Raw genomic sequence first — 24170 nt, forward strand, 5'->3', positions numbered from 1 at the left:
GTAAGCCAGTAAGCCAGTAATATTGAGACCAAAGATGCTGAAAGAAAAAGCTCTTTTTACTGGTGAGGATAATTAAGCTTGTGCTTCAAGTAAAACAGCACGCAGTACTTCCGCCGTTTTCTCAATTTCGTTCTGCGTTAAGGTTGGGTGCACTAAAAACATTAAGCTAGTTTCACCTAGCGCAACCGCATTCTTTAACGGTGTTTCTGGCCTGAAGCTTGTGCCATCAAATGCTTTTTCCAGATACACTTCAGAACAACTGCCTTGGTATGCAGGCACACCGTGTTCAACAATCGCATCGACAATTTTATCGCGAGTCCAACCCGGTTTTAGATGTTCAGGGCGAATAAACATATAATGCTTATATTCAGCATGTTCAATGTATTCAGGAATATCCACACTGCGAACAATGGGAAGATCAGCAATAGCGGCTTCAATCACAGCGGCGTTTGCTTGACGCTTTTGCGTCCAATCAGCCATGCGTTGAATTTGAATACGACCAATAACCGCTTGCATTTCTGTCATGCGCCAGTTGGTACCAAAGCTTTCATGGAGCCAACGGAAGCCCGGTGGGTGCTCGCGGTTGTAAATAGCATCATAGCTTTTCCCATGGTCTTTATAAGACCACATAAACGACCATAGATCTTTGTCGTTAGTGGTGACCATCCCACCTTCACCACCTGTGGTCATGATCTTGTCTTGGCAGAAAGACCAAGCACCAATATGACCAATCGTACCGACACTGCGGCCTTTGTATTTCGCACCGTGCGCCTGAGCACAATCTTCAATTACCTTAAAGCCATGCTTTTCGGAAAGCGCCATAATTGCATCCATCTCGGCTGGCATGCCCGCAAGGTGAACCACGATCACAACTTTGGTTTTTGGCGTAAGTACCGCTTGTATCGATTCAGCAGTAATGTTTTGGCTGTTCAGATCAACATCTGCAAAAACAGGCGTCGCACCTGCAGTGACAATTGAGGAAGCCGATGCTAAGAAAGTACGAGATGTGGTAATCACTTCATCACCTTGACCAACCCCAAATGCTTTCAGTGCAACATCTAACGCTAGCGTACCGTTACCCAGAGCCACTGCATATTCACAGCCAACCCAAGCCGCAAACTCTTTTTCGAATTCACGACCTTCTTGACCCGTCCAATAATTAACTTTATTCGAAAGTACAACCTTACTTACGGCGTCCGCTTCTTCTTGAGTAAACGAAGGCCATGGAGAAAAAGGAGTATTTAACATTTTATATCTCTCTAAGGAACATAAAGCTCTGCAACACCGTCGATAACGGTCTTACTTTTCACTTTACAAACAGTATCAAAAAAGACTCGACGTTTTTTATCGTCAATTTTCGTAACCGTTGCTGTTGCTGTAACAGTATCACCTAAATAAACAGCGCGTTTAAAATTAAAAGACTGAGCAACATACACACAACCAGGACCAGGAAGTTTAGTACCAAATAACGCAGAAAAAAAACTACCTGAAATCAATCCATGGGCAATTCTCTTTTTAAATCGTGAGCCTTCTGCAAATTGCTCATCCACATGAACAGGATTATGATCCCCAGATAAGCCGGCAAACCCTTTTACATCAGCATCTGTTATTGTTTGTGAATAACTAACAAACATACCTACTTCAATATCTTCAAATAGGACACCAGAAACAACTTCTTTCACGACTTTCCCCTTTTTAAAGATTTAGCAGGGTTACCAAATACGATATCACCCGCCTTAACACTCTTGGTTACAACAGCACCCATACCGACTACTGCACCTTCACCAATAACAATTGGGCGTTTAGGTGTACCTTGTTTGATAACTGCACCAGTTCCAATGTATGCAAAATCCTCGACGACGACATTCCCATTACATTTAACAGACGGCGCAAAAGTAACATAATCACCAATGACACAATCATGCGCAACATAACTGTACAAATTAGCATGGAAGAAATCACCAATTTGAACATTTGAAGTAATAGTTGTAAAAGGACATAAAATACTCCCTTTACCGATTTTGTTACTGTCTAAAAGCACTGAATTTTTAGAGTGGATATCTAAATGTTCAATTCCATCTGAAGTTAATTTTTCTGCTAATGCTTTTCTAACATTAGCATCTGCAATAGCTATAACTGCATACTTTTTGCAATGATTAGTATTTATGAACTCTTCATACTTAAAGACTTTATAATCATTTAAATTGAGGCCATCAAAATTATCGTCAATAAACACCAAATCATAATCAGAACCATATACAGATTTCACTAATGGAATCACTTCCTTTCCAAAACCACTAGCTCCATAGACTGCAATAACATTTTCATTTTTCATTAGAGTTACCTTTAAAAGCTGGCATAGTAGCTTCACCTTCAGCTGAAATACCTTCTTTAATAAAAACCTTTTTAACAGTTAAAAATAGTATTTTCATATCTAATAAGAAGGTTTGATTATCAACATACCAGACATCTAGTGCGAATTTATCTTCCCAACTGATCGCATTGCGCCCGTTAATTTGCGCCCACCCCGTGATTCCAGGACGAACATCATGGCGACGAGATTGCTCTTTGTTATAAAGGGGAAGATATTGCACTAATAAAGGACGAGGGCCGACTAAACTCATGTCGCCCCTCAAAACGTTCCAGAGGCCTAGTAACTCATCTAAGCTACTTGAACGTAACTTGTCACTAAATGGAGTCATACGCTCATCGTCTGGCAATGGGTGACCATTGGCATCAACCGCATCTTTCATACTGCGAAACTTCACCATTTCAAATGGCTTTCCATTCAATCCAGGGCGAGTTTGACGAAACAGAACTGGAGAGCCAAGGTTTTTACGAATCTTCCAAGCCACTAAAGCAATAACAGGAGCTAACAAGATAAGTGCAATAAGAGATGCGAGAAAATCAAACAGTCTTTTCATCGGAAAGCCCCATAATTTTTAGGATTTCAGCATTCACTTTATGAACATCGAATTTCCCATTGGCCATAGCGTGACTTTTCTCACCCATCACTGACCATTGCTCTTGGTTTTCTATAAACCAAATCATGCGCTCAGCAAGTTGCTCTACGTTTGCCTTTTCGACTAGCCAACCATTTTCTCCATTGACAATAGTTTCCCGACAGCCAGGAACATCCGTAGTTAGAATTGGTCGCCCCATAGCCATTGCCTCTAATACTGTACGAGGCATTCCTTCATGGTAAGAAGGCAAAACGTAAATCGAACAGTTTTCAATAAAGGGGCGAACATCTGTTGTTGAGCCGCTATATTCGATAGCACCAGAAGAAACCCATTTGTTTACCTCATCTAGCTTAATCCCATCAGGAGAAGGGTCTTCCGGCCCCACGAGTTCGAAGACAGCTTCAGGGTATTGTTGTTTAACTATCTCCGCGGCTTTTGCATATTCACGAATGCCTTTATCACCAAGTAGACGCGCGATAAGTAAAAAGTGAGGCTTTGATCGTAAAGGAGATATTTGGTAATGGCTGAGATCGACGCCTGAGCCATTGACGAGAAAACACTTCTCTTGAGGTACGATTCCTTCGTCGATAAACACTTGCATGTTATCTCGGTTTTGAAAGATGACACCTTTTGATTTTTTTAAGGCAAAGCGATACAAAAATTTGACTAAAGTATTCAGGAAATACTTTGTAGTACTTCCTTTATGAAAAGCATAACCTAGGCCGGTTACCATTGCATAAAAACATTTCACGTTGGAAAACCTAGCGGCAATTCCTCCCCATATAATTGGTTTTATGGTGTATGCTAAAAAAAAAACAGGCTTATTTTTTATGAACACATTGATGAAATCTAAAAGCGTTTTAATATCATCGATAGGGTTCATTCCATTTCTTCGAATATGAACGTCAATATATTTTGATGGGAGCGATTCAATTATCTCAACTTCTTTCTCGCTAGCTCCAGAAGCAACTGAAATTACTTGTAACCCTGAACAACTAATAGATTTTATCAATTCACCCCTGAAGTTATAAAGTGATGAGGGCAACGCTCCAATTAACATAAAACTCATAATTTATTCTCTAATACTTCTTCGATACGACTCCAATATGATGCAATGTCTCTTGAAGTGCTATAACTCTCATATGTTATTGAATTATCAACCGGGGTTGAAAATTTCTCATTTATAATTTTAACCATTTCCTCAACACCAAATCCTGTTGTGATAGTTATAGCTGGGATTAACTCTAAATCCCCTGTACAAGGAGTGATGATAATATCTTTTGTTCCCGCTGCCATCATTTCAATCAAAACATTAGGAAAGCCTTCAGAGAAAGAAGATATAATACCTAAATCTGCGCCTTTCATAAATTTATATGGATTGCTAACATTACCAACAAACTCAAATTTAGTTTTTGAATTTAAGCCTTCTGCCAATTCATATAAATCTTTTTTTAGAGGGCCATCACCTACAATCACTAAATTCAAATCTAACTTAGTTCTAGACAACGCTTCTATAACTAACTTATGATTTTTAATTTCGACCAATCTACCTACCATAACCACATTGAAACGCTTGGAGTCTAATTCATAGTAAGACACTTTCGAATTACTCTGTATTTTTTCCAAATCAATTGGGTTTGATATAACAATACTATTTTTGGATATTCTTCGACCTCTATGTTCTATTAATTTTTGTTTCATCAACTGTGTTTGACAAATTAATAAATCTTGAACTCCATAAGGTAAATAGCAAATGTTTATTAACCATTTCTTTATTCCACCAAACCTTGTGCTTAAAATTGAGGACTCTCTCAAAATCAAGTTTTCACACTGTAAAGTTTTGACACGTCGAAGAATACATAACACCATATTCACATGAGTGTGTGTCGAATATATATAATTTATATTTCCATCAATTTTATGTAACACTTTCAAGAAATTAATGAAGCCGACTTTAACCGAAGATGCAAAGCTATATGTAATATGCACCGTTGGTTTATTCTTAAATTCATGCCAACATTTACTATCATCCATTGATAAAAAATGAACATAAATTAGGTTTTTCTCATTTTTTGCTAGAAACCTCACTAGATTCATAGCAACTCTCTCTGCACCACCAAGACGATCTGTAGGTAAAACCAATAGAAATACCATTTCATAATCCAAATAAATAAAAACAGTTGTAGAACAATAGTTCTATATATTAAGCCAGGGAATAGTTAATATATTCTGCAAAAAACACGATAATACTGGATATTAATCCTTTGTAGTATTACGCATTATATTGCTATCCTTAGTTAATAAACCATGCATCTTAACTAAGATATAAGCTCTAAATGATAAAATATAAGGATCTACTTTATAACTCTTTTGAATCTCGTTCTTCTTAATGACAGTCTTCAATTTGTTAGGCATGCTTTTTTTGATCAAATCTATAATATTTGATTTATATACCGATGTTTTACTTCTTCCGACAATATTAGAAACTATATCTAATCGAAATTTTTTTGGCAGTACTTCTTCCGGAAAGTCATTCATTAAAGTCGTTCTAATTTCACTTACCACATCAGAACGGGAAAATATATTAGCTAAGCCTGCATTTGCACCAAATTTTGCATATTCTATATCAGGACTAATGTCGTCAACAATTTTTCTAAATAAAAATTTTTCCTCGCGAAGATTATCCGGCATGGATCTAACTATATTTATAATATTGTCATAAAGTAGGGGGTTAGATTGCTCTACATAAGAAAGTTTTATATCTGAGAGTGCAGCTAGTACGGTAGGTATTCTAAAGCCGTGATAAATGCGATCACGCCAAACTTCTAATGATTCACTCTCACTTTTTTTTAAACTACACGGTATATTTTGAGGCTCTAAGTTATAAATTTCGTGCAGATTCTTTAGGTTTTCATAATCACTGCATAGGCCTATTCCATTAAATATGCGAACTTGTTTTTCAGAACTAACAGACACCCAGCCAAACCCTTCATCGCCACGAATTATACCTTTTATACCAGAAGCATGTAAATCACTCCATATTTTCATACCATCAGCATAACCACTAAAATGGTCGATTCGTCCTTCAGAACAATGCAAATAACGTTCTAAAACCTTTTCAATAGATTCATCACCAGTATTTGTTAACACATACTTGTGTTTTACGCCCAAATTGTCGGCAAGTCTTTTTGCTATATCTGCATCCCCATACTTTCTATTTTCCTCTTCTTGAACCCCCCAAGTTATTGTATCTATGGAGTCATCTTGATTGAGTAGCATATGGCAAAGTATCCCACGGCTATCATAACCACCGGATAATGGTAAAACCCATCCATTAATAGATTTACCTTGTACGTTAATTGCATTTTTTATTTCATCACGTAGGCACTTTTCGATATCATCCCCATCATCAGCAACATTGAATAAACATTCATTGTTCTCAATAATTTCTTCCCATAGCTTTATATTTAATAGAACAGATGAGGAAGGTTGGAGTCTTTTTATTCGTGAATCCCAGGAATCGCTAGGACCAATTGTACCTGTAGATAAAACCCAAGGTATAACTTTTTTATTAAATTTGAACTCACCAATGTACATGATGATAGCGCGTTGAGAAGTCGATGCTATAAAGTAATCATGATCTTTGAAGTACCATACAGTTCTCGAACCAACAGTGTTTGCAGATAATTCAAAAAAGTCATTGTTAATACGGAAAACTGCATAGTCACCAGGAGGTAAATCGCTACCGACGCTATCCCACCCTTCACTTAAAATTGCAGTTCCACACAGTACTCCATTATCTGTAGTAGGAAAGACACCTGAATCATTAATCACTGTATATGCAAAGTTTCCATCTACGTAAAGTCTATTCTTGACATCATTTGACGATATATTATCTGGAATCAAATTCTCTGAAATTAGATCCAATTTCCTAATGTCTAGCTCATTTATAGCTGCATTATTTTTCAAAACATATAATATTTTTGACATTTAAATATTCGACCATATGGGACTAAATAATTAATAAACATTTAAACACTATTAGCTAACTTCAAAAACTAGCATTTAATTAAAATTTATTTACTTGACTCTTCTTTATATCTCAACCCAAAGAGTAATACTACAAACAAATAAGAAACTACAATAGTATGCTTATGAAAGAACGGCTCTTTTGCTTCAACAAAAAACAAACAAAACATCAAACCAACCAATAAAAATTTAGATAATTTACTATTGTTCATAATTGAAGTTATAAACAAAACAAATAGAGAACTGTAATATAGTATAAACCCTACCAAGCCAAAATCATTTAAAACTCTCAAATAACCAATATCGGTGTGTTTATCATAACTCGAAAGAAAGTCAGGGTTACCTATTAGAAAATCGGGCCAAATTGTATTTATAAGCAAATGATTTTCTAATAGGAAATTTATGGTTGACGTATCGGAATCAGACTCCTCTAAAACCCACTTAGTAACAACAGATAGCTTATCTTCTCCCCAAACAGTTGTTGCACCTCCGGAGAAAACAATTCCATAAGTTACATAAAACAAATAAAATACTAGTGGTAAGACGATAATCAAAACGAACATTCGCTTTATGAAATCTCTATTAATCAGAGTAAAACCATTTTCTATTAGAAAAAATATGAAAAAGGTAATAACCAACACTAAAAAAACCAAAAACCCAGTCCTACCACTTAAGAACATGGCAATCAACAATAATCCGATACCAATAAAGCTATAGGAAATTAAATTTCTACTTTTTGCCGTACCTATCAAATATAGAAAATAAAAGAAACCAAAAGACAAATAAACGGATACTGTTGCCCCACTAGCGCTAATTCCTCTAGATCTAAAACTGATCAGAAAATCAATATTTGAAGCATCAACAAAGTTATTTAAGATAAAATCTTTAAACAAAGGGCTTAAAAAAAACAAGATCACTGTAATTGCCTGTGCAAAATATACAGTACTCATCATAATAACAATACTTTGAAAAGAAAATTTGTTTAGTAAAAATTTAACAACAAAAAAAGCAGATATGTATATAATAATCAATGTGATGTATGAAAATGACTCATCTAATGATACGCCACTGCGGAGGTAAGCAAACAATATCCATAATAAAAATACCGCATACAGTGATAAAAATGTGACATATCCTTTATTTAAACGAATAGTAAAATTATTCCTAGTCAAGAATATAGATACAGAAAATATCGCGATTAAAAACCAAATATATCTTGAAATTGTACCTATACCAATAACATTCAAATTTGAAATAAAAATAAACAAAAAAATAGCAGTGGGAAAATAACGTATCATTGTTAAGACTAGCCGTTATATATTAAGATTAACAAATCAGTGACTTAAAAATTTCATTTGCTCAAAATTATCGATTAATAAGATGTCTTAAAAAAAACTTTAAACCTAAGGCAATCAAAATTATACGTATATCAAACCTAGCAATTTTTGCAAAAAATGTATTAATATATGGCTTATATGAATCAAAGAATTTTTTATAATCATTATTAAACTCCATAACATTTGATTTATCTACAAATTTAAACAAACTAACAAAATACCATTCCAATAACTTACTTCCTTCATTATTTAATTTATCTTCATATAATGGGTTTAGTTTTGATAGTTCAAAAACTCTTTTAACCAAGAGAAGTCTATTCTCTATTTTTACCTTCGTTATTGGACTACGAGACAACGAGTTATCGACTAAATATTGGCTGTGCAATAGATTACCAATAAAAACTTGTTTATTAGAATGCATCATTACGGTGTACATGAACAACATATCTTCATTATAATTCATGTCTTCCGAGAACGAGATATTATTATTAACTATTAAATCTCGACTAATTAAGTGTAACCATACGCACAACGCTCCAATTTGTGAATTGTCTATAAATTCATTAAAGCCATCTGTAACTCTGGTTCTACCATGTTCTAGAGTTTGTCTATACGAAATCACTTCTTGATATTGGATTCGCCTAGAGGCAAATTGAATTACATCTACTCCTAAATTAAAGCAATTAGAGCATTCCTTTAAAGCATTATTATCTAACGTGTCATCGCTGTCTAGAAAGTACACCCAATGTCCCGTAGCTCGTTTTAATCCCTTGTTTCTAGCAGAGCTAACGCCTTTATTACTTTGTGTTAAAACTAATACTCTATCATCACTTTTAGCAAAGTTTTCACAGATTTCCAAAGATGAATCAATTGAACCATCATCAACTAAAATAAGTTCAAAATTTTCATATGATTGTGACAGCACACTTTTAATAGTTCGTTCCAAATACTCTTTAGCATTATAAATTGGAATAATTACTGATACTTTAGTCATATTTAATCTCGTATTTATATTGTAAGTTTAGTTAGTATTTATTGTTTCTCACTCTTAATGACTTTAATATCACCCATAATTCTTTATGGAGAAAAAACACCACAGAAAAGTATACCAAATTCAACAGTGTAAAAAAAAACAATAATACCAACAAGTCAGAGTAGATATAAACGTCGATAGATTTTTTCAGGTAGAAAAAAAACACGTAAACCAAAATGCCAATAAGAAATAAACTTTTGATGTCTGAAACTTGCTCCTGTACCGAGTAAGAAATCAACTTTCCGCTATAATGCATGTCTATTACAACTGTAATTAAAAAGTGAATAACTGATGCGACCACCAGTCCTTTTATTCCGAAGTAAATACCTATACCTATAGCTATCACACCTAGAATTTTTTTCACGATTTCTAATTTTAAAAATAAATCACTTCTTCCTTTGGCTCTTACAATATTCAAGTTATACGTACTAATTGGACGAAATATAGATGCTATCGCCAATACTTGGAAAAATGGTACCGCTGGAGCCCAGTGTTCACCAAAAACAACTTTAAAACCCTCTTCTGCCACCAATATTAAAGACAACATCAGAGGGATTACAATAATCAAGACAAGCCTGACAGATGTCAAATAAGCATCTTTAAGTCTACTATCATTATCTCTCATAGTTGCAAATAAGGGATATGAAACCTTCCCAACTACATAATTAATTTGATGTACGGGAAAGAGCCTCATGGTTTCAGCAAGATTGTAGAACCCTAACATTGCTGGTGAATACAATTTACCAATAATAATTCTGTATGAATTATCATAAACTGTATTAATAATACTAGATAACGTTAACTTGTACCCAAAATTAAAATGTTCTTGAAAACTATTCTTTGAAAATCGAACCTTGGGATTCCAACCACCAAAGGTCCAATTGAAAATAGCTGAAAATGTGGCTTGCGAGAGAGTTAGCCATACAAGACTCCAAACCCCAAACCCCATATAGGCCAAATATACAGCAAGGAAACCCGATAAAATTGTTGAAGGTAACTGTAGCCTCATTTGAAGTTTAAAGTTCATTTCCTTCGTCAATTTAGCTATATGAACTGCAAACAATGACCTAATTATAAAAGACAATGACAGCAATCTTATAATATTAGTCAAAACGTCTTGGTTATAGAATTCTGCAATCACCGGGGCAATAGAATATACAGTCACATATATTACTGTACTGATAAAAAAATTAGTTACAAATACTGTCGAGTAATCTACTTCGGTTGGAGATTTGCTCCGTATTAATGAACTAGTCATTCCGCTTTCGCTTAGTGTTTGCCCAATTGAAGTAAATATAACAACCATAGCAATAAGGCCAAACTCTTCTGGCACCAAAACTCTGGCCAAGATAATTTGTACAACGAAGTTGATTAATTGAACACTTACCTGTTGAAGGAATGTCCACTTGACTCCGGCTATAGCTTGCTTCTTTAAGGTCATTGTTATTTTTTATCAGCTAAAAATAGCTTGTACCAAGGCATTGCTTTAATGATACCGTCTTTAATTCTAAATTTCGGACCGTAGCCCAATTTAGTTTTCGCTTTGGATATATCCGCTTGAGAGTGTCTTACGTCGCCTGGTCGAAAATCACGATAAATAGGGTTGGCATTAACCACAATATCATGGTCATTCAACGTATTTTTAATCGCATAGTATAGGTCATTCAAAGTCGTTCTATCACCTACTGCTACATTGTAAACCTCGTCTTTTGCTTCAGGTTTTGCCGTAGCTGCTAATAAGTTTATTTGCACCACGTTATCGATATAACAAAAATCACGACTTGTTTCACCGTCTCCATTAATGAATATGTCTTCACCATTGATCATGGCCGCTGTCCATTTTGGAATTACAGCAGCATAAGCGCCATTTGGGTCTTGTCTTCGGCCGAACACGTTGAAATAACGTAAGCCAATGGTCTTGAATCCGTAAGTGCGCGCAAATACATTCGCGTAAAGCTCATTTACGTACTTAGTTACTGCGTAAGGCGAAAGTGGGTTGCCGATGTTCTCTTCCACTTTTGGCAATGCAGGATGGTCACCGTATGTAGAGCTGCTCGCTGCATAAGTAAAGCTGCTTACCCCTTCTTCTTTTGCAGCGTCTAGCATGTTTAGAAAACCGGTGATGTTCGCAGCATTCGTGGTCAGTGGATCTGCGATAGAACGAGGTACAGAACCGAGGGCTGCTTGGTGCAACACATAGTCAACGCCTTGAACGGCTTGCTGGCAGGCTTTGGGTTCACGGATGTCCCCTTCCATAAAATTAAAGCGAGACCATTGCTCTTCTGATACTAAGCTTTTTACTTCATCTAAATTGTGTTGGTGACCAGTTGCAAAGTTGTCTAACCCCACCACGGTTTGATTGAGTTTGAGTAGCTTCTCTAATAGGTTTGAGCCGATGAAGCCAGCGACACCAGTTACTAACCACGTTTTTGGTGATTCCAGTAACTCTTGTTGGATTTGTTCGTATTTGGTCATTGCATTTTCCGTTTGGGGAAGTCGTTAAGGTTGGGGAGAGGGGGCTGTAAGATTCTGAATCACGCTCATTCCTCACTGTTAAGAATAACGAGACTTAAGCTTTACAATTGTGAGGTAACTTTCACTACTCATGAAAAAATCAGGAGCCCTCATATCAGACTCCTGAATTTTAAGTTTGAGGCTAGAGACGCATGTCCACGCTTTCTTTGTCTAGAACGTATTTCAAATCGTATAGCACATGCTCTGGCTTACCAAACTCACGAATCTTCTCTACGCCCATTACTTTAAACTCGTCGTGAGATACAGCCATGATGATTGCATCGTAATCACCTTGTTTTGGCTCTTCACATAAAGTCAAACCATACTCATGTTGAGCTTCATCATTCGAACACCATGGATCCACAATGTCTACGTTGATGTTGTACTCTTTAAGTTCAGCAACAATATCAACCACTTTAGTATTACGTAAGTCTGGGCAGTTCTCTTTAAAAGTAAGGCCCATCACGAGTACGTTTGCACCCTCAACGTGGATGCGTTTCTTCATCATAGTCTTCACAAGCTGAGACACAACATATTGGCCCATACCGTCGTTGAGTCGACGACCCGCTAAGATCATCTCCGGATGGTAACCGACTGTTTGAGCTTTGTGCGTTAGGTAGTATGGGTCTACGCCGATACAGTGACCACCAACCAAACCCGGGCGGAATGGAAGGAAGTTCCACTTGGTGCCAGCAGCTTCAAGAACTTCGAGAGTATCAATACCCAATTTATTGAAGATGATTGAAAGCTCGTTGATCAGTGCAATATTGACGTCACGCTGTGTGTTTTCAATCACTTTAGCCGCTTCTGCTACTTTAATTGACGATGCTTTGTGTGTACCAGCTGTGATGATACTCTTGTAAAGTTGGTCTACGTATTCCGCTACTTCTGCAGTAGAACCACTGGTTACTTTTAAGATATTAGTAACGCGGTGTTCTTTATCACCTGGGTTAATACGTTCTGGTGAGTAGCCAGCGAAGAAATCTTGGTTAAACTTAAGGCCAGAAACGCGCTCGACTACTGGGATACAATCTTCTTCCGTTGCACCTGGGTATACTGTTGATTCGTAAATGATCACATCACCTTCAGAGACCACTGTGCCCAATGCCTCAGAAGCTTTGATCAGCGGTGTTAGATCCGGCTGTTTATGCTCATCAATCGGTGTTGGAACCGTTACAATATAAACATTACACTCTTTCAAGTCTTGAAGAGAGGTGGTGTAAGAAAGGTGAGCTGCTTCCGCAAGTTCATTGTCACTGCACTCTAGTGTGCTATCACGGCCCTTCGCCAGTTCATCAATACGTACTTGATTGATATCAAAGCCAATCGTTGGCGACTTTTTACCGAACTCTACAGCCAAAGGTAACCCAACGTAACCTAAGCCAATGATTGCAATTCTTGCATTTTCTACTGACATATTCATAAGTAATAAAACCTAATTATTAATAATTATTTTATCGAGGCTCCGGCCTAACACTTGGTTCCGTTTAACCTAGTGTTAGGAAAGCCTCAAAATGCCTCAGCACGCTTTTGGTTACTCAGGCATGTTTAATTTCGTTTAAGAAGATATATTTGACGCGCAGACTAAGCTGGTCACTCGCATTTGAGTACGCTACCGCCCTTAGGTTTGGCTCCTACAGGCAATGAATCACAAATTTTCACTGTGTTTCAGGTTTATGCGTTTTTCATACGGTTTTAATTTGCTGCGTATTCTAGCAAATCAAATGCATATTGACCAGTTTGCAATTTACCTCATTCTGACAAGTGCCTCACAAAGCATTGACCCAGCGAGAGCATTGTACGTCTTGCAGATACTGAGTCCCTATGTGGTAGCGGTTTTCTTGTGCTGCGTCGCAGTAGCGTTTTTCTATATCAATAAAAATATTGCCGTTGCGGTACAGCGAGACGAAGCTTGGGTTATTGTTTACCGCCAATAACGCTTTAATTTCAGTGCGTGTTAACCCTTGTGGGTAGTAGCTAACCAGCAGTTTCAAGAACTCGCCAATGCGCCCTTCCACTCGCGCTATCTCTTTTTCTAAAATGGTGACTTTTTCTTCCGTTGTCAGTTTTTTTAGGCTGATATCGTCCATTTGCCCTCTCCCTAATTCTACTTTTGTTTCTTGACGTTTTTTGTCTGTATTCGCGCTTGGTCTGCCCTAGCCTTTGGTTTTCCTAAGCTTTTCGCTTCCTAAATTATTGGTTTTCAATAGCTTTGGCTGTGTGAACAAGCGCTTCGTCTGTGAATAATCGAATGGTCACTTTTTAGAATCCGTGCAGGGCGATTTGGATTGAACGAGGGCCTTGATACGTGCTTCGAACGGATTGGTGGTGCTTTTGGCTTGGTAATCCGCTAGGGCCTGAGAGACGGGCGTGGGTTGTTTGTGAACCATGGGCTTGGCCGCCGGTTGGGTTTTAGCTTCCTTGGTCGATGTAGAAGCAGAAGCCCTTGCTGGTTTAGCCGTTCTTGTTTGCTTAGCCGCTCTAGCCTGCTTAAAGACTGGCGATGAGTCTCGCTTCGCTTTGGCTTGGGCGCTTCTTCTTAGCCAGCCATTCACAAAGTGACCAATGTGCTCAAAGGGTTTGCGCTTATCGGGGTTGATGTACAGCCAGGCTTGCATGGCATGCAGTTCTTGCAATACATCTAACTTGGGGTAGGTGCGTTCTAATATGGTGGTGAACTCATGATAAATCGGTGCGCTGCCCTCTTTGGTGAGCAGGTGAATTACAGCTTCATTCTGTTGGCTTATTGATTTGGTGGTGGCTTGAGGTATCGATATCTCATGTTGTTCAGAACCGCTTGGGGGATCAAGAACATCGGTGTCATCCAAGATGCCATTTTCCAAGCTCAACTCTGTTTTATGTTCTTTATGAAAGATTATGTGTGCCGGATGATCACTCTCCGTGTTGGATCTTGAGTCACCCAGGGGAGTGTCTGAATGGTCGGTTTTCTGCGCATGTTCTGTCTTCTGGGGATATTCCGACGAAGCTGACGGTAAACCGGTTTGTTCTGCATTGGCGTTCTCTTGATTCGCTTGGCCTAGATCGGTCTGCTGAATGTGGCTGTCGCTGGGAAGGCGCAGCTGATAGATGTTGCTGCGCTGGCGTCCTGAATCATCAAAGCGCTTTATCCGCTTCACAAAGCCTTGTTTTTCGAGCTCGTTAACGTGTCGTTTCACGGTTCTTACCGACACTTCGCAATATTGCGCCAAGTAATTGAGGGAAGGAAAACACACGCCGCGCGCGTCTGCGTTATCGGCTAATTTCAATAGCACTAACTTGCTTATTGGCGAGCCAGTTTTTAATGGGATGAAAGAAAGAATTAGAGAAACACACATGGTTAACGCTCCTTGTTAATTAGTCATTCGTATAGAAATCCATTGATATACAGAGCATTAACAACACTTTTTGGCGCTTTAGGGGCAAAAGGCCTATGAGATAAGTTGTAAGAAAAGATGTTTGGTTAATCACCTCGGATAGATATGCAACACCAACCTTATAAGGCAGTAACTTTTCGAAGCACCTCTCACTTTTTTGCGTTCCTCTGTTTTCGTGTTATTCCCGCCAACCCCAATCAAGAATGTTGAAGTACATTGCCCTCCCCATGCAGCAATAAGGTGCTTAATGAAGGCGATAGTTTCTCTTTTTATTTCAGCGTATCAACCCGGAATGGCGAGCATCGAGTGCCGTGCTAACTCCCTCACTCAATCACGTCAGCCGTTATTTTTTAGTGATAGTGATGGGTTTGGCCAAGTACTGAGCTATGAAGTTAACGGTTATAAAGAAAGCCATTTAGAAGGTTGTTATTTTAATGAGGATGAATGCGGTGCCCCCCCCCAGCTATGACGATATTTGTTGGATGATCAGCCGAGCACGGCGTAAGCAGCCTCTGGGTTATTACGTGATGTATTTACGTTATGTCAGCCACCACCCCGGCTATGAAAAAACCGTAGCCACCAGTCTGCGACAACACATCGCATTGCACCCTGATTTAAAAGAATCGCTATCAACGTCTTTAATCGTCTATTTACAACAACACGAGGATTTATTTTGTCAAACACTCCACCAGCAACTGATCGAGTTCCAAATCAGCCGTTAGAAGCGTCTGTTTTACAAGAGCGGGCTGACACCAAAGAACGAATTGATTCGGAAGAGCAGGCTAGCAAGATGGAGCTTATCCCTTCGTTAGAGCCTTGTTTACCTTCAGCATCCTATTCATTCAGCCTGGTTTCGGTTTTACTCCGCTTACCTCATTGCCCGCCATATTCCTTTATTACTGTGCATTGCAGCGCCACGCCGCCACAGCAAGATGTAGGCGTAGCCGAGATTCGCCAATGGCATAAAAAGAGAGGCTGGCGCGATGTGGGGTATCACTTTGTTATTCGTCGCAATGGGGATGTCCAATTGGGCAGGCCGCTGTCGCAAACTGGCGCGCATGTGAAAGGACACAACAAGGGCAATATTGGGGTTTGTTTGGTTGGCGGTTGTAATGCCGAGCTGCAACCAGAAGACAACTTCACACTTGCGCAGCGCAAGGCACTGTTTGGTTTGATGGCTGCACTGCAAGAGCAGTTCTTGATTTCAGATGAGAATGTTAAGGGGCATAAAGATTGGGGCGTGAATAAGGCGTGTCCTGTTTTGAAGATAAAAGCTTAAGAGCAGATGCGGGATTCGAGTATCGAGATGCGAAGAACTTGAAGAGCGGATGCGGGTAGCGAGTAACGGGATGCGAAAGGCTCAAGAGCGGATGCGAGTGACGGGTAAACGGGATGCGAAAAGCTAGAGGAGCAGATGAGGGTGGCGCGAGAACGAGTAGCGAAGAGACTAAAAGCAGATTCCTGATACTTCGTTCCTCGCCTCTAAAGCAACAGAATGGCGGAATGACGAGAAAGGCGAGAAAGGCGGTATATAACCATCAATCAACCAAGGAGCAGTATGACATTGTTCGGAAGAATATTCGGGAGCCAGTCTTCGATTAGCAAGGGGTTAGATGCACTCACCAACACAGGAGATGCGATGTTTTTTACTGATGAAGAAAAAGCGAAGCACAAGCTGGCACTGCTTAAAGCGTATGAACCTTTTAAGTTGGTACAACGCTACATTGTGTTGTTGTTCACCATTCCTTATGTGGCACTGCATGTGATGGTGATTCTGGGCTGCATGCACGGCTACGATTGGAAACCGTTGGGGGAAATGACCAATGAAGCGTTTGGCTATCCAGTGTTAGCGGCGATTGGATTGTACTTAACGGGAGGAGTTATAAAGAAGTAGATTCGGGTGACGGGTAAACGGGATGAGAAGAGCTTAAAAAGCAGATGCAGGATTCGAGTAAGCGAGATGCGAAGAGCGGAAAAGCAGAGATGGATACTAGATAACGTCTGAACTCGCCCCTATGAGACTCCGTCATTCCAGAATTGAGGGACGAAATATCTGGAATCTCTATGTCACGCTCAATTTACATGTTTAGTACCCACGACGAAAAGAGATTCCCTATCACGCTCGTGCCTCGCTGTAGGGAATGACGCCGTTATTTTTTACTATTAGGTGAAGAGATAAGATACAAGTAAACGGGATGCGAAAGGCTTAAGAGCAGATGCGGGTGACTGGTAAACGAGTAACAAAGAGATGAATAGATGAAGAGCAGATTCGAGTGGCGCTTTTCGTATCTCGCCACTCGAATCTCGTTACTGCTCTTTACTTCTTGTCGCTCGAATATGCGTAGTTGTAATAACCGTAGCCGTATGAGCTTGATGCTTTCTTCTCGATGGCGTTGAAGATAACGCCTTTCACTTCGATACCTGATTGTTCGAAACGGTTACGAGCCACTTCTATCTCTTTAATGGTGTTTTGACCGTAACGCGCGACCATTAATGTGGTGCCAGCGAAGGCGCCGACAATGCTTGGGTCGGTTACCGCAAGTACGGGCGGGGTATCAACAATCACCAAATCATACTCTTTCGATGCCCATTCCATTAGTTCTGCAAAGCGTGGGTGCATCAGCAGCTCTGATGGGTTCGGTGGCACTTGGCCGCGAGTAATAATATCTAGGTTCTCTACCGGTGTGGTTTTCACTGATTGAGCGAACTCTTGCTTGCCGCTCAGCACATCAGAAAGGCCGTTGTCCCATTTCACACCAAAGCTTTGTTGTAGGTAACCTTTACGCATATCGGCATCAATCAACAATACTTTCTGGCCTGTTTTTGCGGCTACTGCGGCAAAGTTAGTCGAGATGAATGATTTACCAATGCCTGGCGCAGGGCCAGAAATCATCAAGATGTTGTTTTTCGCTTCTAGCATTGCGAAGTGTAAGCTGGTACGAAGGCCACGCAGTGCTTCAACCGAAAGATCGGCAGGGTTCGATTCAGCAAGTAGTGCTTGGGTACCCTTGGTTTGCTGTTTTTTCGATTTAAAGCGGTTGGTTAGCTCAATCTGTAAATCAGATTTTGGTACCGCTGCGTAAACAGGCAGGCCGATTTGTTCAATTTGGTCTGGGCTTTCCACACCACGGTGGAACGCTGCTTTTACTAACACAAACGCGACACTTAGCATGCCACCCAATAGCGTTGCTAACACAACAATCAGCGGCTTCTTCGGTTTAACGGCGCGAGCATACGCTTGCGCGTCATCTAAGATACGAACGTTACCGACCGTACCGGCTTTAATAATGCTCAGTTCTTGAACCTTGTTTAAAAGCTGAATGTAGATTTGTTGGTTTACTTCAACATCCCGTGTCATACGTAGTACTTCACGTTGTGTTTTCGGCAGCTTTTGCACTTGCTTGTTCAGGCGCTCTCGCTCGCCCAACAACGTTTTACGCTTATCAATCAGTGACTTATATGCCGGGTGATCTTTAGTGAAACGCTGACTGATATCACTCTCTTTAAACGTCAGTTCATTCAATTGCGCTTCAAGCTCGACCATTACCTTCAAGGTTGATTGTGCTTCTAAGCCCAAGTCGATCGATTCGTTCTTTTGGCGATAATTGTTCAGTACGTCTTCATAGCCAGTTAGCTCAGATTTAATGCCCGGAAGGTGGCTTTCTAAGAACTCTAGGCTCTTCTCTGCTTCTGCTGAATTGCGCTTCACGTTTTGTAAGAAGTAGATCTGGCTAATGTGATTGAGGATTTCAGAAATCTGCTGTTTGTTTTCGCCTTCAAAGCTTAGCTTCAGAATACCGGTTTGCTTACCTTGCTCAGACAAAGACAAAGAAGCTTTCAACCATTCGATCGCTTCTAGTCGGCTACGTTGACTAATAGAGAATTCAAAATCGTTATGTGATTCAAAACCTGCCACAAACAAGCTGTAGTCGTCTGCTGTTGCTAGCTCACCCACTTTGCCTTTTAGGATAACGCGCTCATCGTCGCGAACTAATTGGTAAGTGCCCTGCTCGGCATCTAGGATCTGGATCGTGTGCCCGTAGTCGCTCGCATAGCTTGGCATGTTGAAACGGCTAACCGCAATGTGGTTGATGTCGCCAGTTAAGCGTGCAAAGCCTTTGCCGACGATTGGCGCATAGTTAGGTGAGGTCACAGTCGTTAAGTTAAACTTATCAACCGTTTCACCCAAAATCATACGAGATTTGATGATCTCGACTTCGGTGGTTGCCGATGACTCTTGAGAGAACAATTCACCCATATCACCAACCATAGAAGAGATGCCACCAGAGCTTTTCTCTTCAATTTGAATCAGTGCATCCGCTTTGTATATCGGCGTCGAAAGCAAAGCAAACGCAATACCAAACACAGCAAAAACGAATGTGGTGAGCATGATTAGCCATTTAGCATCTAATAAGATGCCAAGCAGTTTTCCTAAATCTATCTCATCAGAGTTATCTGTATGCGATTGCTGAGAGGGTTGTGTTGTCATTTGTTTGCTACTTCCTAAAGTATTGCTATTTAAGAGACTATATACGCTCCGCGTACTTCTCTTTTATATTATTCCGTTGGTGGCTTTGCCATGCCTACATTTAGAGCATGACATTTAAAAAGCTGTCTATTTAAAACCTACTGCATCTAAAATCTATTGCATTTAAACCTACAGTTTTTTTGCCCAAGCTTGCGCCGCTTCGTCAATCAGCTTATAAGCGTGTTCAAACGCCTCACGACTTTGACGATAAGGGTCAGGAATGTCTTTCTGGCCAATCCACTGACCAAACAGCATCGTTTTTCCGCGAGCCTCCGGCGATATTTGAGTAAGCGCTTCTAAATGGCCCTTCTCCATCACCAAGATCAAGTCATACTGAGCACAAAGCTGTGGCGTAACTTGCTGAGACTGATGGTTTTCAACATCAACCCCATTTTCAGCGGCGATTAAAATGGCAGTGTCGTCTGCAGGCTTGCCAATTAAACGGCTTTTCTCAGCAGCGATACCGGCAGAGGCCACTTCTTTGTTGGGCAGCAAGTTTTGTAAAACTCGCTCTCCAGTCGGGGAACGACAAATGTTGCCCACGCATACGACTAAAATTTTATTAAACATAATGGTCTCTAATTGTATTGGGCTTATAAGCTGGGTTTACTTTTAGATGTAAAAATCAGGTTACACGTACAATGCAACCTGATGATTAATTAGGGTTTATTACAAACCAGGGCTTATTACCAATTACGAACGCGCAACATACCTTCGGTTAGGTCGTTGAAGCCTGAAATGGTTGGTACAAGCTGACCGATTACACGGTTCCAGCGGCTGATTGGCGCTGCCGTTACGTAAACAATATCATAAGGCTTTAAATCAAACTCGGTGCCAATCACTAAAGCTGATGCATCTTCCATATTGAGTTGGTAGATGTCTGCCATGCGTTCTGATTTATCATCAGAAGTTCGGATCACAAACACACCCGTTGCATCTGCCGTCAGCTGGTTAATACCACCTACGTTGCTGAGTGCTTCGGTTAGGCTCATCCCAACGCGATCAATCTTAAGTAGTTGAGGATCGTTCACTTCACCCATCACGAACACTTTCTGGTTGTCATTACGCGGTACGTGAACAATATCACCGGCTTGCAGTAAGCGGTTTTGGGTTAGGTCACCACGTTGCATTAAACCGTAAAGTGAAAGGTTCTCTTCCACGCCATTGCGGGTTAATGAAACATTACGCCAATCAGCATCTTCAGACAAACCGCCAGAACGGTTCACGGCATCCAGTAACGTTAAAGGGATATTAGTGATTGGCTGCTGGCCAGGTTTAGATACTTCACCGGTAATGTAGGTTTTCTTAGATCGGAAAGCCGCTACGTTTACATCAACTTGAGGGCTTTCGATGTATTTCGCCAAACGTTCCGCTATATCAGAACGAATTTCACGAACCGTTTTTCCTGCAACTTCTACTGTACCAATGTACGGGTAGAAGATGGTGCCGTCAGCATGAACCCAGTTACCGGCTTCGGTACTACTACGGTAAGAACCGGCAGGAATCGTCAGTTCAGGGTGATCCCAGATCGTGATATTTAAGATATCGCCCACACCGACTTTGTATTCATACTTTGCGATATCGACATCCAGTTCAGGGTTGGCTTGTGACACCGACAATGTACCCGTTTGGTAAGTCGATACTAGCTGCGCCGTCAGCGGATACACATTCACTACTTCAGAAATATCAGACTCTTGCTGTTCCTCAGAAGGCTGAATCACATTCTTACCACCGGTAGACAGGTGAGTACCTGGAGTCGTACACCCTACAAGCAATGCAGGTATAAGCGCGAAAAGGAGACGATTTTTATTGATCTTCATGTTAACCAAGTAATAGAGGTGGAATGTGTTGTGATACCCAAAAGGACACCAAAGGAAGTTAAGCGCGTAATTTTATCAGCTATGCAGCTTAAAATAGTGCTTACGTGAACAAATAATAAGATCTAACTCTCATTTATCATCGAAAAATCAAGATGCTACCGCCCCTTGATAGTCCGCGACACCACACTGCGTAGTTGATACCAAACGCAGCAAAAACGATGCCTGCATCCGGTCATTTTAATCCGTAAACATTATCCACAATTTGTGTTTATTATCAACCTAGTTGAATGGTTTAGGAGCAGATACGGGATACGGGTAAACGAGATGCGAAGAGCTAAAGAGCAAGAGCAAGAGCAAGAGCAAAAAAAGAGCCAACACATGAGGTGTTGGCTCTTTATTTTAGATGTTACGCTGAATTATTTTACTGCCTCTAAGTATTTTAGGTAAGCATTGCGTAAGCGCTGTCGGTTTTCATAGTAGTAACTTGCGCCGATGCGGTTACGGTTGAAGTACTGCCTTTCAATATTGTGTTGTAAGCCTGTATCAACACCTGAGCCTTCACCTAAACTGTTGCGACTTTCACCAACACGGGTTTGAAGCGCGTATACAAACTGGTCGATACCACGTAATTGAACGTAGTCAGGGCTCATATCACGCCATAGTGTCAGCGGAATCGCGATAGAAAGCGTCACAAAATCTTCGGCTTCACTGCTGCCTACTGCTTTTGTGGTCTGGTATGACGCATCAACTCTTACATCACCCAACCAGTGGCTGGTTGTCACACGTACCCCTTCATCGCCTTTCCAAAATTGACCTGCTTGCACTTTACCTTGCCAGTTCCAGTCCGGTCTTGAATAGGTGTAGTGACCAATCATAGGTGTCGCATCTAAGATAGCTTTCCCTCTTGAGTCATACTTATCTTGAGCAGAAAAGTTGGCGTATTCAGCTCCTAGAATGTGACGACCACTATTGCTCGCATACTGCGTTTCATTCAAAAAGCCCAAAAAGTTTCCGTAAACTTGTCCGAATGAGAATTGAGTGGTGAGGTTGTAAGGCAGTTGGAATGCTTGGTGGAAAAGAACCCTATCGACTTCATTTTCAAAGGCATTATCACCCCAAATTTCGCCCTCTTCAAAGTCGTCACTCTCTGCCAGTGGCATTACGTGTCGAACATCCAACGCGGCGCCCTTCCAAAGAGGCGTATATAAGTTAGTGGCAAGTGCTAAAGAGTAGTCAAATACACCGTATTCTGTCGCAGTATTGTGATACAAAGCTGGAGAAACAATCACCTGCGTACGGCCAAAGCCTGAACGCGCCACCTCTTTATCAAAGTTTGCTTTTGCATAACTCTTTTTCACATCTGAGGTGCGAACAAGAAGGGTTTTGCAAGGTTCACCCGTTTTTACAAATTCACGGTAACATGGTGCGCTCGTGATCACTTCCATCATCGGAATGTCATTCACCAAGTTAAACAGGCGAATGTTTTGTTGTTGGTAGTTTTTAACCCCGAGGTCTTGAAGCATACCTTCTCCGACATAGGAAGAGATAATACCCAAGGCAACACCAACACCATCGACTTGGTTACGGTTATAACGTCGGTTTTCCAGTGCTACGTTTAAACCAATATCATCAGCCGAAATTCTAACGTTAAGAAAGCCTTCATCAACCAGTGCTTTTTTAAGTTGAACCATACCGGCAAATTTATGATGTGCTTGTTCTACTGCGATCTTATCTTCTAGGGTTAACTCATTCACTCGGCGAGACTCAGAGAAGCCCATTAAAGGAGTCGATGCAGCTACCGACCAAATATCGATATCGGCATTACCACTGGTATAAAATTGGTATTGAAAAGATAATTGCGTATCCAGTGGCAGGTAGTGTTCAGGTGTAAACACCTTAAGGCCAGCGTTAAATTGGTGAGAGTCGTGCTCTGCAATAAGCTGAACAAAATCCAACGGCTGATATTCTAAGCTGGCAAAAGGCCCGTTCAGAACGCCATGGCTCACTTCTGATTTACCATAACCGGCACTAAACCTTGCAGGGACAAAGTCAGGCTCAAAATCGGCTACTGCATAGTAGGTTTCAAAGTTGCTGGCCGCGCCACCAAAGTCTTGAACACCTATGGCTAAATCGAATCCTGTCCAATCTTTAACGAAAGGAAGTTGGTATTTAAACGATGCCGACAAATCACGAATACCGTTACCACAATTAGGATTGTAGTTCGGTACATTTGGATAAAGGTGGCAATCGTACGTTTTTGTGACAATTCGACCCGCCGCTTCAAAACCATCGAATAAACCAACGCTGAATAATATGTTATCTAGCTCACTGGTTTTCCCTCTATATGGTACGCCTTGACCATAGAGGTAAGAGATGTCGCCAGTGTCCATCACTTGAGCATTGGGCACAATGATTGCGCCGGTATAACTTTGAGACGACATCAAGTTATCGACGGCGTAAGCATTGGAAGCGATCGCTAATGCGCTAAGAGATGCTATGAAAGATGCGTTTTTAGAATAACTGAGTATTTTCATTGGGATACAATAGGTTTTAACCGTATGTGACAGTGACT

Annotated in this window: 20 protein-coding genes and 1 pseudogene; 3 read left to right on the forward strand and 18 right to left on the reverse strand. The window is 40.4% G+C overall.

The window, feature by feature from the left end; genetic code table 11:
- Positions 1 to 72: 72 nt before the first annotated feature.
- The 14 genes from AB4249_RS12610 to AB4249_RS12675 all read right to left on the reverse strand — a co-directional run bounded on the left by AB4249_RS12610 (position 73) and on the right by AB4249_RS12675 (position 15211).
- Positions 73 to 1248: a DegT/DnrJ/EryC1/StrS family aminotransferase gene (locus tag AB4249_RS12610; protein WP_372103420.1), complete on the reverse strand. Its 1176-nt coding sequence runs from the start codon at positions 1246 to 1248 to the stop codon at positions 73 to 75.
- An 11-nt stretch (positions 1249 to 1259) separates the two neighbouring features.
- The gene (locus AB4249_RS12615) at positions 1260 to 1682 is read right to left on the reverse strand and encodes a MaoC family dehydratase (protein WP_372103423.1); all 423 of its coding nucleotides are present in this window, start codon (positions 1680 to 1682) and stop codon (positions 1260 to 1262) included.
- Entirely contained in the window at positions 1679 to 2335 is a 657-nt protein-coding gene (locus AB4249_RS12620; RefSeq protein WP_372103426.1) for an acetyltransferase, read from the reverse strand. Before AB4249_RS12620 ends, AB4249_RS12615 begins: the two co-directional genes overlap by 4 nt.
- Positions 2325 to 2924 (reverse strand): sugar transferase, encoded by a 600-nt coding sequence (locus tag AB4249_RS12625; RefSeq protein ID WP_372103428.1) that lies wholly within the window; start codon positions 2922 to 2924, stop codon positions 2325 to 2327. The genes AB4249_RS12620 and AB4249_RS12625 overlap by 11 nt, the downstream gene beginning before the upstream one ends.
- The gene (locus AB4249_RS12630) at positions 2908 to 4032 is read right to left on the reverse strand and encodes a glycosyltransferase family 4 protein (RefSeq protein WP_372103431.1); all 1125 of its coding nucleotides are present in this window, start codon (positions 4030 to 4032) and stop codon (positions 2908 to 2910) included. The genes AB4249_RS12625 and AB4249_RS12630 overlap by 17 nt, the downstream gene beginning before the upstream one ends.
- Positions 4029 to 5117 (reverse strand): glycosyltransferase, encoded by a 1089-nt coding sequence (locus AB4249_RS12635; RefSeq protein ID WP_372103434.1) that lies wholly within the window; start codon positions 5115 to 5117, stop codon positions 4029 to 4031. Before AB4249_RS12635 ends, AB4249_RS12630 begins: the two co-directional genes overlap by 4 nt.
- Positions 5118 to 5219: 102 nt before the next feature.
- A complete protein-coding gene (locus tag AB4249_RS12640) occupies positions 5220 to 6953 on the reverse strand; it encodes an asparagine synthase-related protein (RefSeq protein WP_372103437.1) in 1734 nt (577 codons plus the stop codon).
- Between the two features lie 86 nt (positions 6954 to 7039).
- Entirely contained in the window at positions 7040 to 7945 is a 906-nt protein-coding gene (locus AB4249_RS12645) for a hypothetical protein (protein ID WP_372103440.1), read from the reverse strand.
- 412 nt (positions 7946 to 8357) lie between these two features.
- Complete coding sequence (locus tag AB4249_RS12650) at positions 8358 to 9323, reverse strand: glycosyltransferase family 2 protein (RefSeq protein ID WP_372103443.1); 966 nt, start codon at positions 9321 to 9323, stop codon at positions 8358 to 8360.
- Between the two features lie 31 nt (positions 9324 to 9354).
- Positions 9355 to 10803 carry a lipopolysaccharide biosynthesis protein gene (locus AB4249_RS12655; protein ID WP_372103446.1) on the reverse strand — a complete coding sequence of 483 codons (1449 nt, stop codon included), beginning with the start codon at positions 10801 to 10803 and terminating at the stop codon, positions 9355 to 9357.
- A gap of 2 nt (positions 10804 to 10805) precedes the next feature.
- Positions 10806 to 11837, reverse strand: coding sequence for an NAD-dependent epimerase/dehydratase family protein (locus AB4249_RS12660; RefSeq protein ID WP_372103448.1), 1032 nt, complete (start codon positions 11835 to 11837; stop codon positions 10806 to 10808).
- A 181-nt stretch (positions 11838 to 12018) separates the two neighbouring features.
- Complete coding sequence (gene tviB / locus AB4249_RS12665; RefSeq protein WP_372103451.1) at positions 12019 to 13299, reverse strand: Vi polysaccharide biosynthesis UDP-N-acetylglucosamine C-6 dehydrogenase TviB; 1281 nt, start codon at positions 13297 to 13299, stop codon at positions 12019 to 12021.
- 346 nt (positions 13300 to 13645) lie between these two features.
- Positions 13646 to 13966: a hypothetical protein gene (locus tag AB4249_RS12670; protein WP_372103453.1), complete on the reverse strand. Its 321-nt coding sequence runs from the start codon at positions 13964 to 13966 to the stop codon at positions 13646 to 13648.
- Between the two features lie 165 nt (positions 13967 to 14131).
- A complete protein-coding gene (locus tag AB4249_RS12675) occupies positions 14132 to 15211 on the reverse strand; it encodes a helix-turn-helix domain-containing protein (protein WP_372103456.1) in 1080 nt (359 codons plus the stop codon).
- Between the two features lie 286 nt (positions 15212 to 15497).
- Here AB4249_RS12675 and AB4249_RS12680 point away from each other — a divergent pair.
- From AB4249_RS12680 to AB4249_RS12690, 3 genes and pseudogenes are all read left to right on the forward strand, one after another.
- Positions 15498 to 15972: pseudogene (locus AB4249_RS12680) on the forward strand (hypothetical protein).
- Positions 15924 to 16529, forward strand: a complete 606-nt coding sequence (locus tag AB4249_RS12685; protein WP_371981992.1) for an N-acetylmuramoyl-L-alanine amidase — start codon at positions 15924 to 15926, stop codon at positions 16527 to 16529. Before AB4249_RS12680 ends, AB4249_RS12685 begins: the two are co-directional and overlap by 49 nt.
- Positions 16530 to 16808: 279 nt before the next feature.
- On the forward strand, positions 16809 to 17144 hold the full coding sequence (locus AB4249_RS12690; RefSeq protein WP_029224976.1) for a hypothetical protein: 336 nt from the start codon (positions 16809 to 16811) through the stop codon (positions 17142 to 17144).
- 423 nt (positions 17145 to 17567) lie between these two features.
- Here the strand turns inward: AB4249_RS12690 and AB4249_RS12695 are convergent, their stop codons facing one another.
- From AB4249_RS12695 to AB4249_RS12710, 4 genes are all read right to left on the reverse strand, one after another.
- Positions 17568 to 19739 (reverse strand): polysaccharide biosynthesis tyrosine autokinase, encoded by a 2172-nt coding sequence (locus AB4249_RS12695; RefSeq protein WP_372103460.1) that lies wholly within the window; start codon positions 19737 to 19739, stop codon positions 17568 to 17570.
- A 168-nt stretch (positions 19740 to 19907) separates the two neighbouring features.
- Entirely contained in the window at positions 19908 to 20348 is a 441-nt protein-coding gene (locus AB4249_RS12700) for a low molecular weight protein-tyrosine-phosphatase (RefSeq protein ID WP_017069276.1), read from the reverse strand.
- A gap of 116 nt (positions 20349 to 20464) precedes the next feature.
- Entirely contained in the window at positions 20465 to 21598 is a 1134-nt protein-coding gene (locus AB4249_RS12705; protein WP_019821513.1) for a polysaccharide export protein, read from the reverse strand.
- Between the two features lie 416 nt (positions 21599 to 22014).
- On the reverse strand, positions 22015 to 24132 hold the full coding sequence (locus tag AB4249_RS12710; RefSeq protein ID WP_372103463.1) for a YjbH domain-containing protein: 2118 nt from the start codon (positions 24130 to 24132) through the stop codon (positions 22015 to 22017).
- Between the last annotated feature and the right edge of the window lie 38 nt (positions 24133 to 24170).

Origin of the sequence: Vibrio sp. 10N.261.55.F4 (assembly GCF_041470465.1) — a bacterium.
GTDB lineage: Bacteria > Pseudomonadota > Gammaproteobacteria > Enterobacterales > Vibrionaceae > Vibrio > Vibrio crassostreae_C.

Excerpts from the sequence above, each read along its gene's own strand:
- AB4249_RS12700 (WP_017069276.1), bottom strand. The coding sequence starts at position 20,348 with ATGTTTAATAAAATTTTAGTCGTATGCGTGGGCAACATTTGTCGTTCC.
- AB4249_RS12625 (WP_372103428.1), bottom strand. The coding sequence starts at position 2,924 with ATGAAAAGACTGTTTGATTTTCTCGCATCTCTTATTGCACTTATCTTG.
- AB4249_RS12670 (WP_372103453.1), bottom strand. The coding sequence starts at position 13,966 with ATGGACGATATCAGCCTAAAAAAACTGACAACGGAAGAAAAAGTCACC.
- AB4249_RS12660 (WP_372103448.1), bottom strand. The coding sequence starts at position 11,837 with ATGACCAAATACGAACAAATCCAACAAGAGTTACTGGAATCACCAAAA.
- AB4249_RS12635 (WP_372103434.1), bottom strand. The coding sequence starts at position 5,117 with ATGGTATTTCTATTGGTTTTACCTACAGATCGTCTTGGTGGTGCAGAG.
- AB4249_RS12675 (WP_372103456.1), bottom strand. The coding sequence starts at position 15,211 with ATGTGTGTTTCTCTAATTCTTTCTTTCATCCCATTAAAAACTGGCTCG.
- AB4249_RS12630 (WP_372103431.1), bottom strand. The coding sequence starts at position 4,032 with ATGAGTTTTATGTTAATTGGAGCGTTGCCCTCATCACTTTATAACTTC.
- AB4249_RS12620 (WP_372103426.1), bottom strand. The coding sequence starts at position 2,335 with ATGAAAAATGAAAATGTTATTGCAGTCTATGGAGCTAGTGGTTTTGGA.
- AB4249_RS12640 (WP_372103437.1), bottom strand. The coding sequence starts at position 6,953 with ATGTCAAAAATATTATATGTTTTGAAAAATAATGCAGCTATAAATGAG.
- AB4249_RS12610 (WP_372103420.1), bottom strand. The coding sequence starts at position 1,248 with ATGTTAAATACTCCTTTTTCTCCATGGCCTTCGTTTACTCAAGAAGAA.
- AB4249_RS12695 (WP_372103460.1), bottom strand. The coding sequence starts at position 19,739 with ATGACAACACAACCCTCTCAGCAATCGCATACAGATAACTCTGATGAG.
- tviB (WP_372103451.1), bottom strand. The coding sequence starts at position 13,299 with ATGAATATGTCAGTAGAAAATGCAAGAATTGCAATCATTGGCTTAGGT.
- AB4249_RS12690 (WP_029224976.1), top strand. The coding sequence starts at position 16,809 with ATGACATTGTTCGGAAGAATATTCGGGAGCCAGTCTTCGATTAGCAAG.
- AB4249_RS12655 (WP_372103446.1), bottom strand. The coding sequence starts at position 10,803 with ATGACCTTAAAGAAGCAAGCTATAGCCGGAGTCAAGTGGACATTCCTT.
- AB4249_RS12705 (WP_019821513.1), bottom strand. The coding sequence starts at position 21,598 with ATGAAGATCAATAAAAATCGTCTCCTTTTCGCGCTTATACCTGCATTG.
- AB4249_RS12650 (WP_372103443.1), bottom strand. The coding sequence starts at position 9,323 with ATGACTAAAGTATCAGTAATTATTCCAATTTATAATGCTAAAGAGTAT.
- AB4249_RS12645 (WP_372103440.1), bottom strand. The coding sequence starts at position 7,945 with ATGATGAGTACTGTATATTTTGCACAGGCAATTACAGTGATCTTGTTT.
- AB4249_RS12710 (WP_372103463.1), bottom strand. The coding sequence starts at position 24,132 with ATGAAAATACTCAGTTATTCTAAAAACGCATCTTTCATAGCATCTCTT.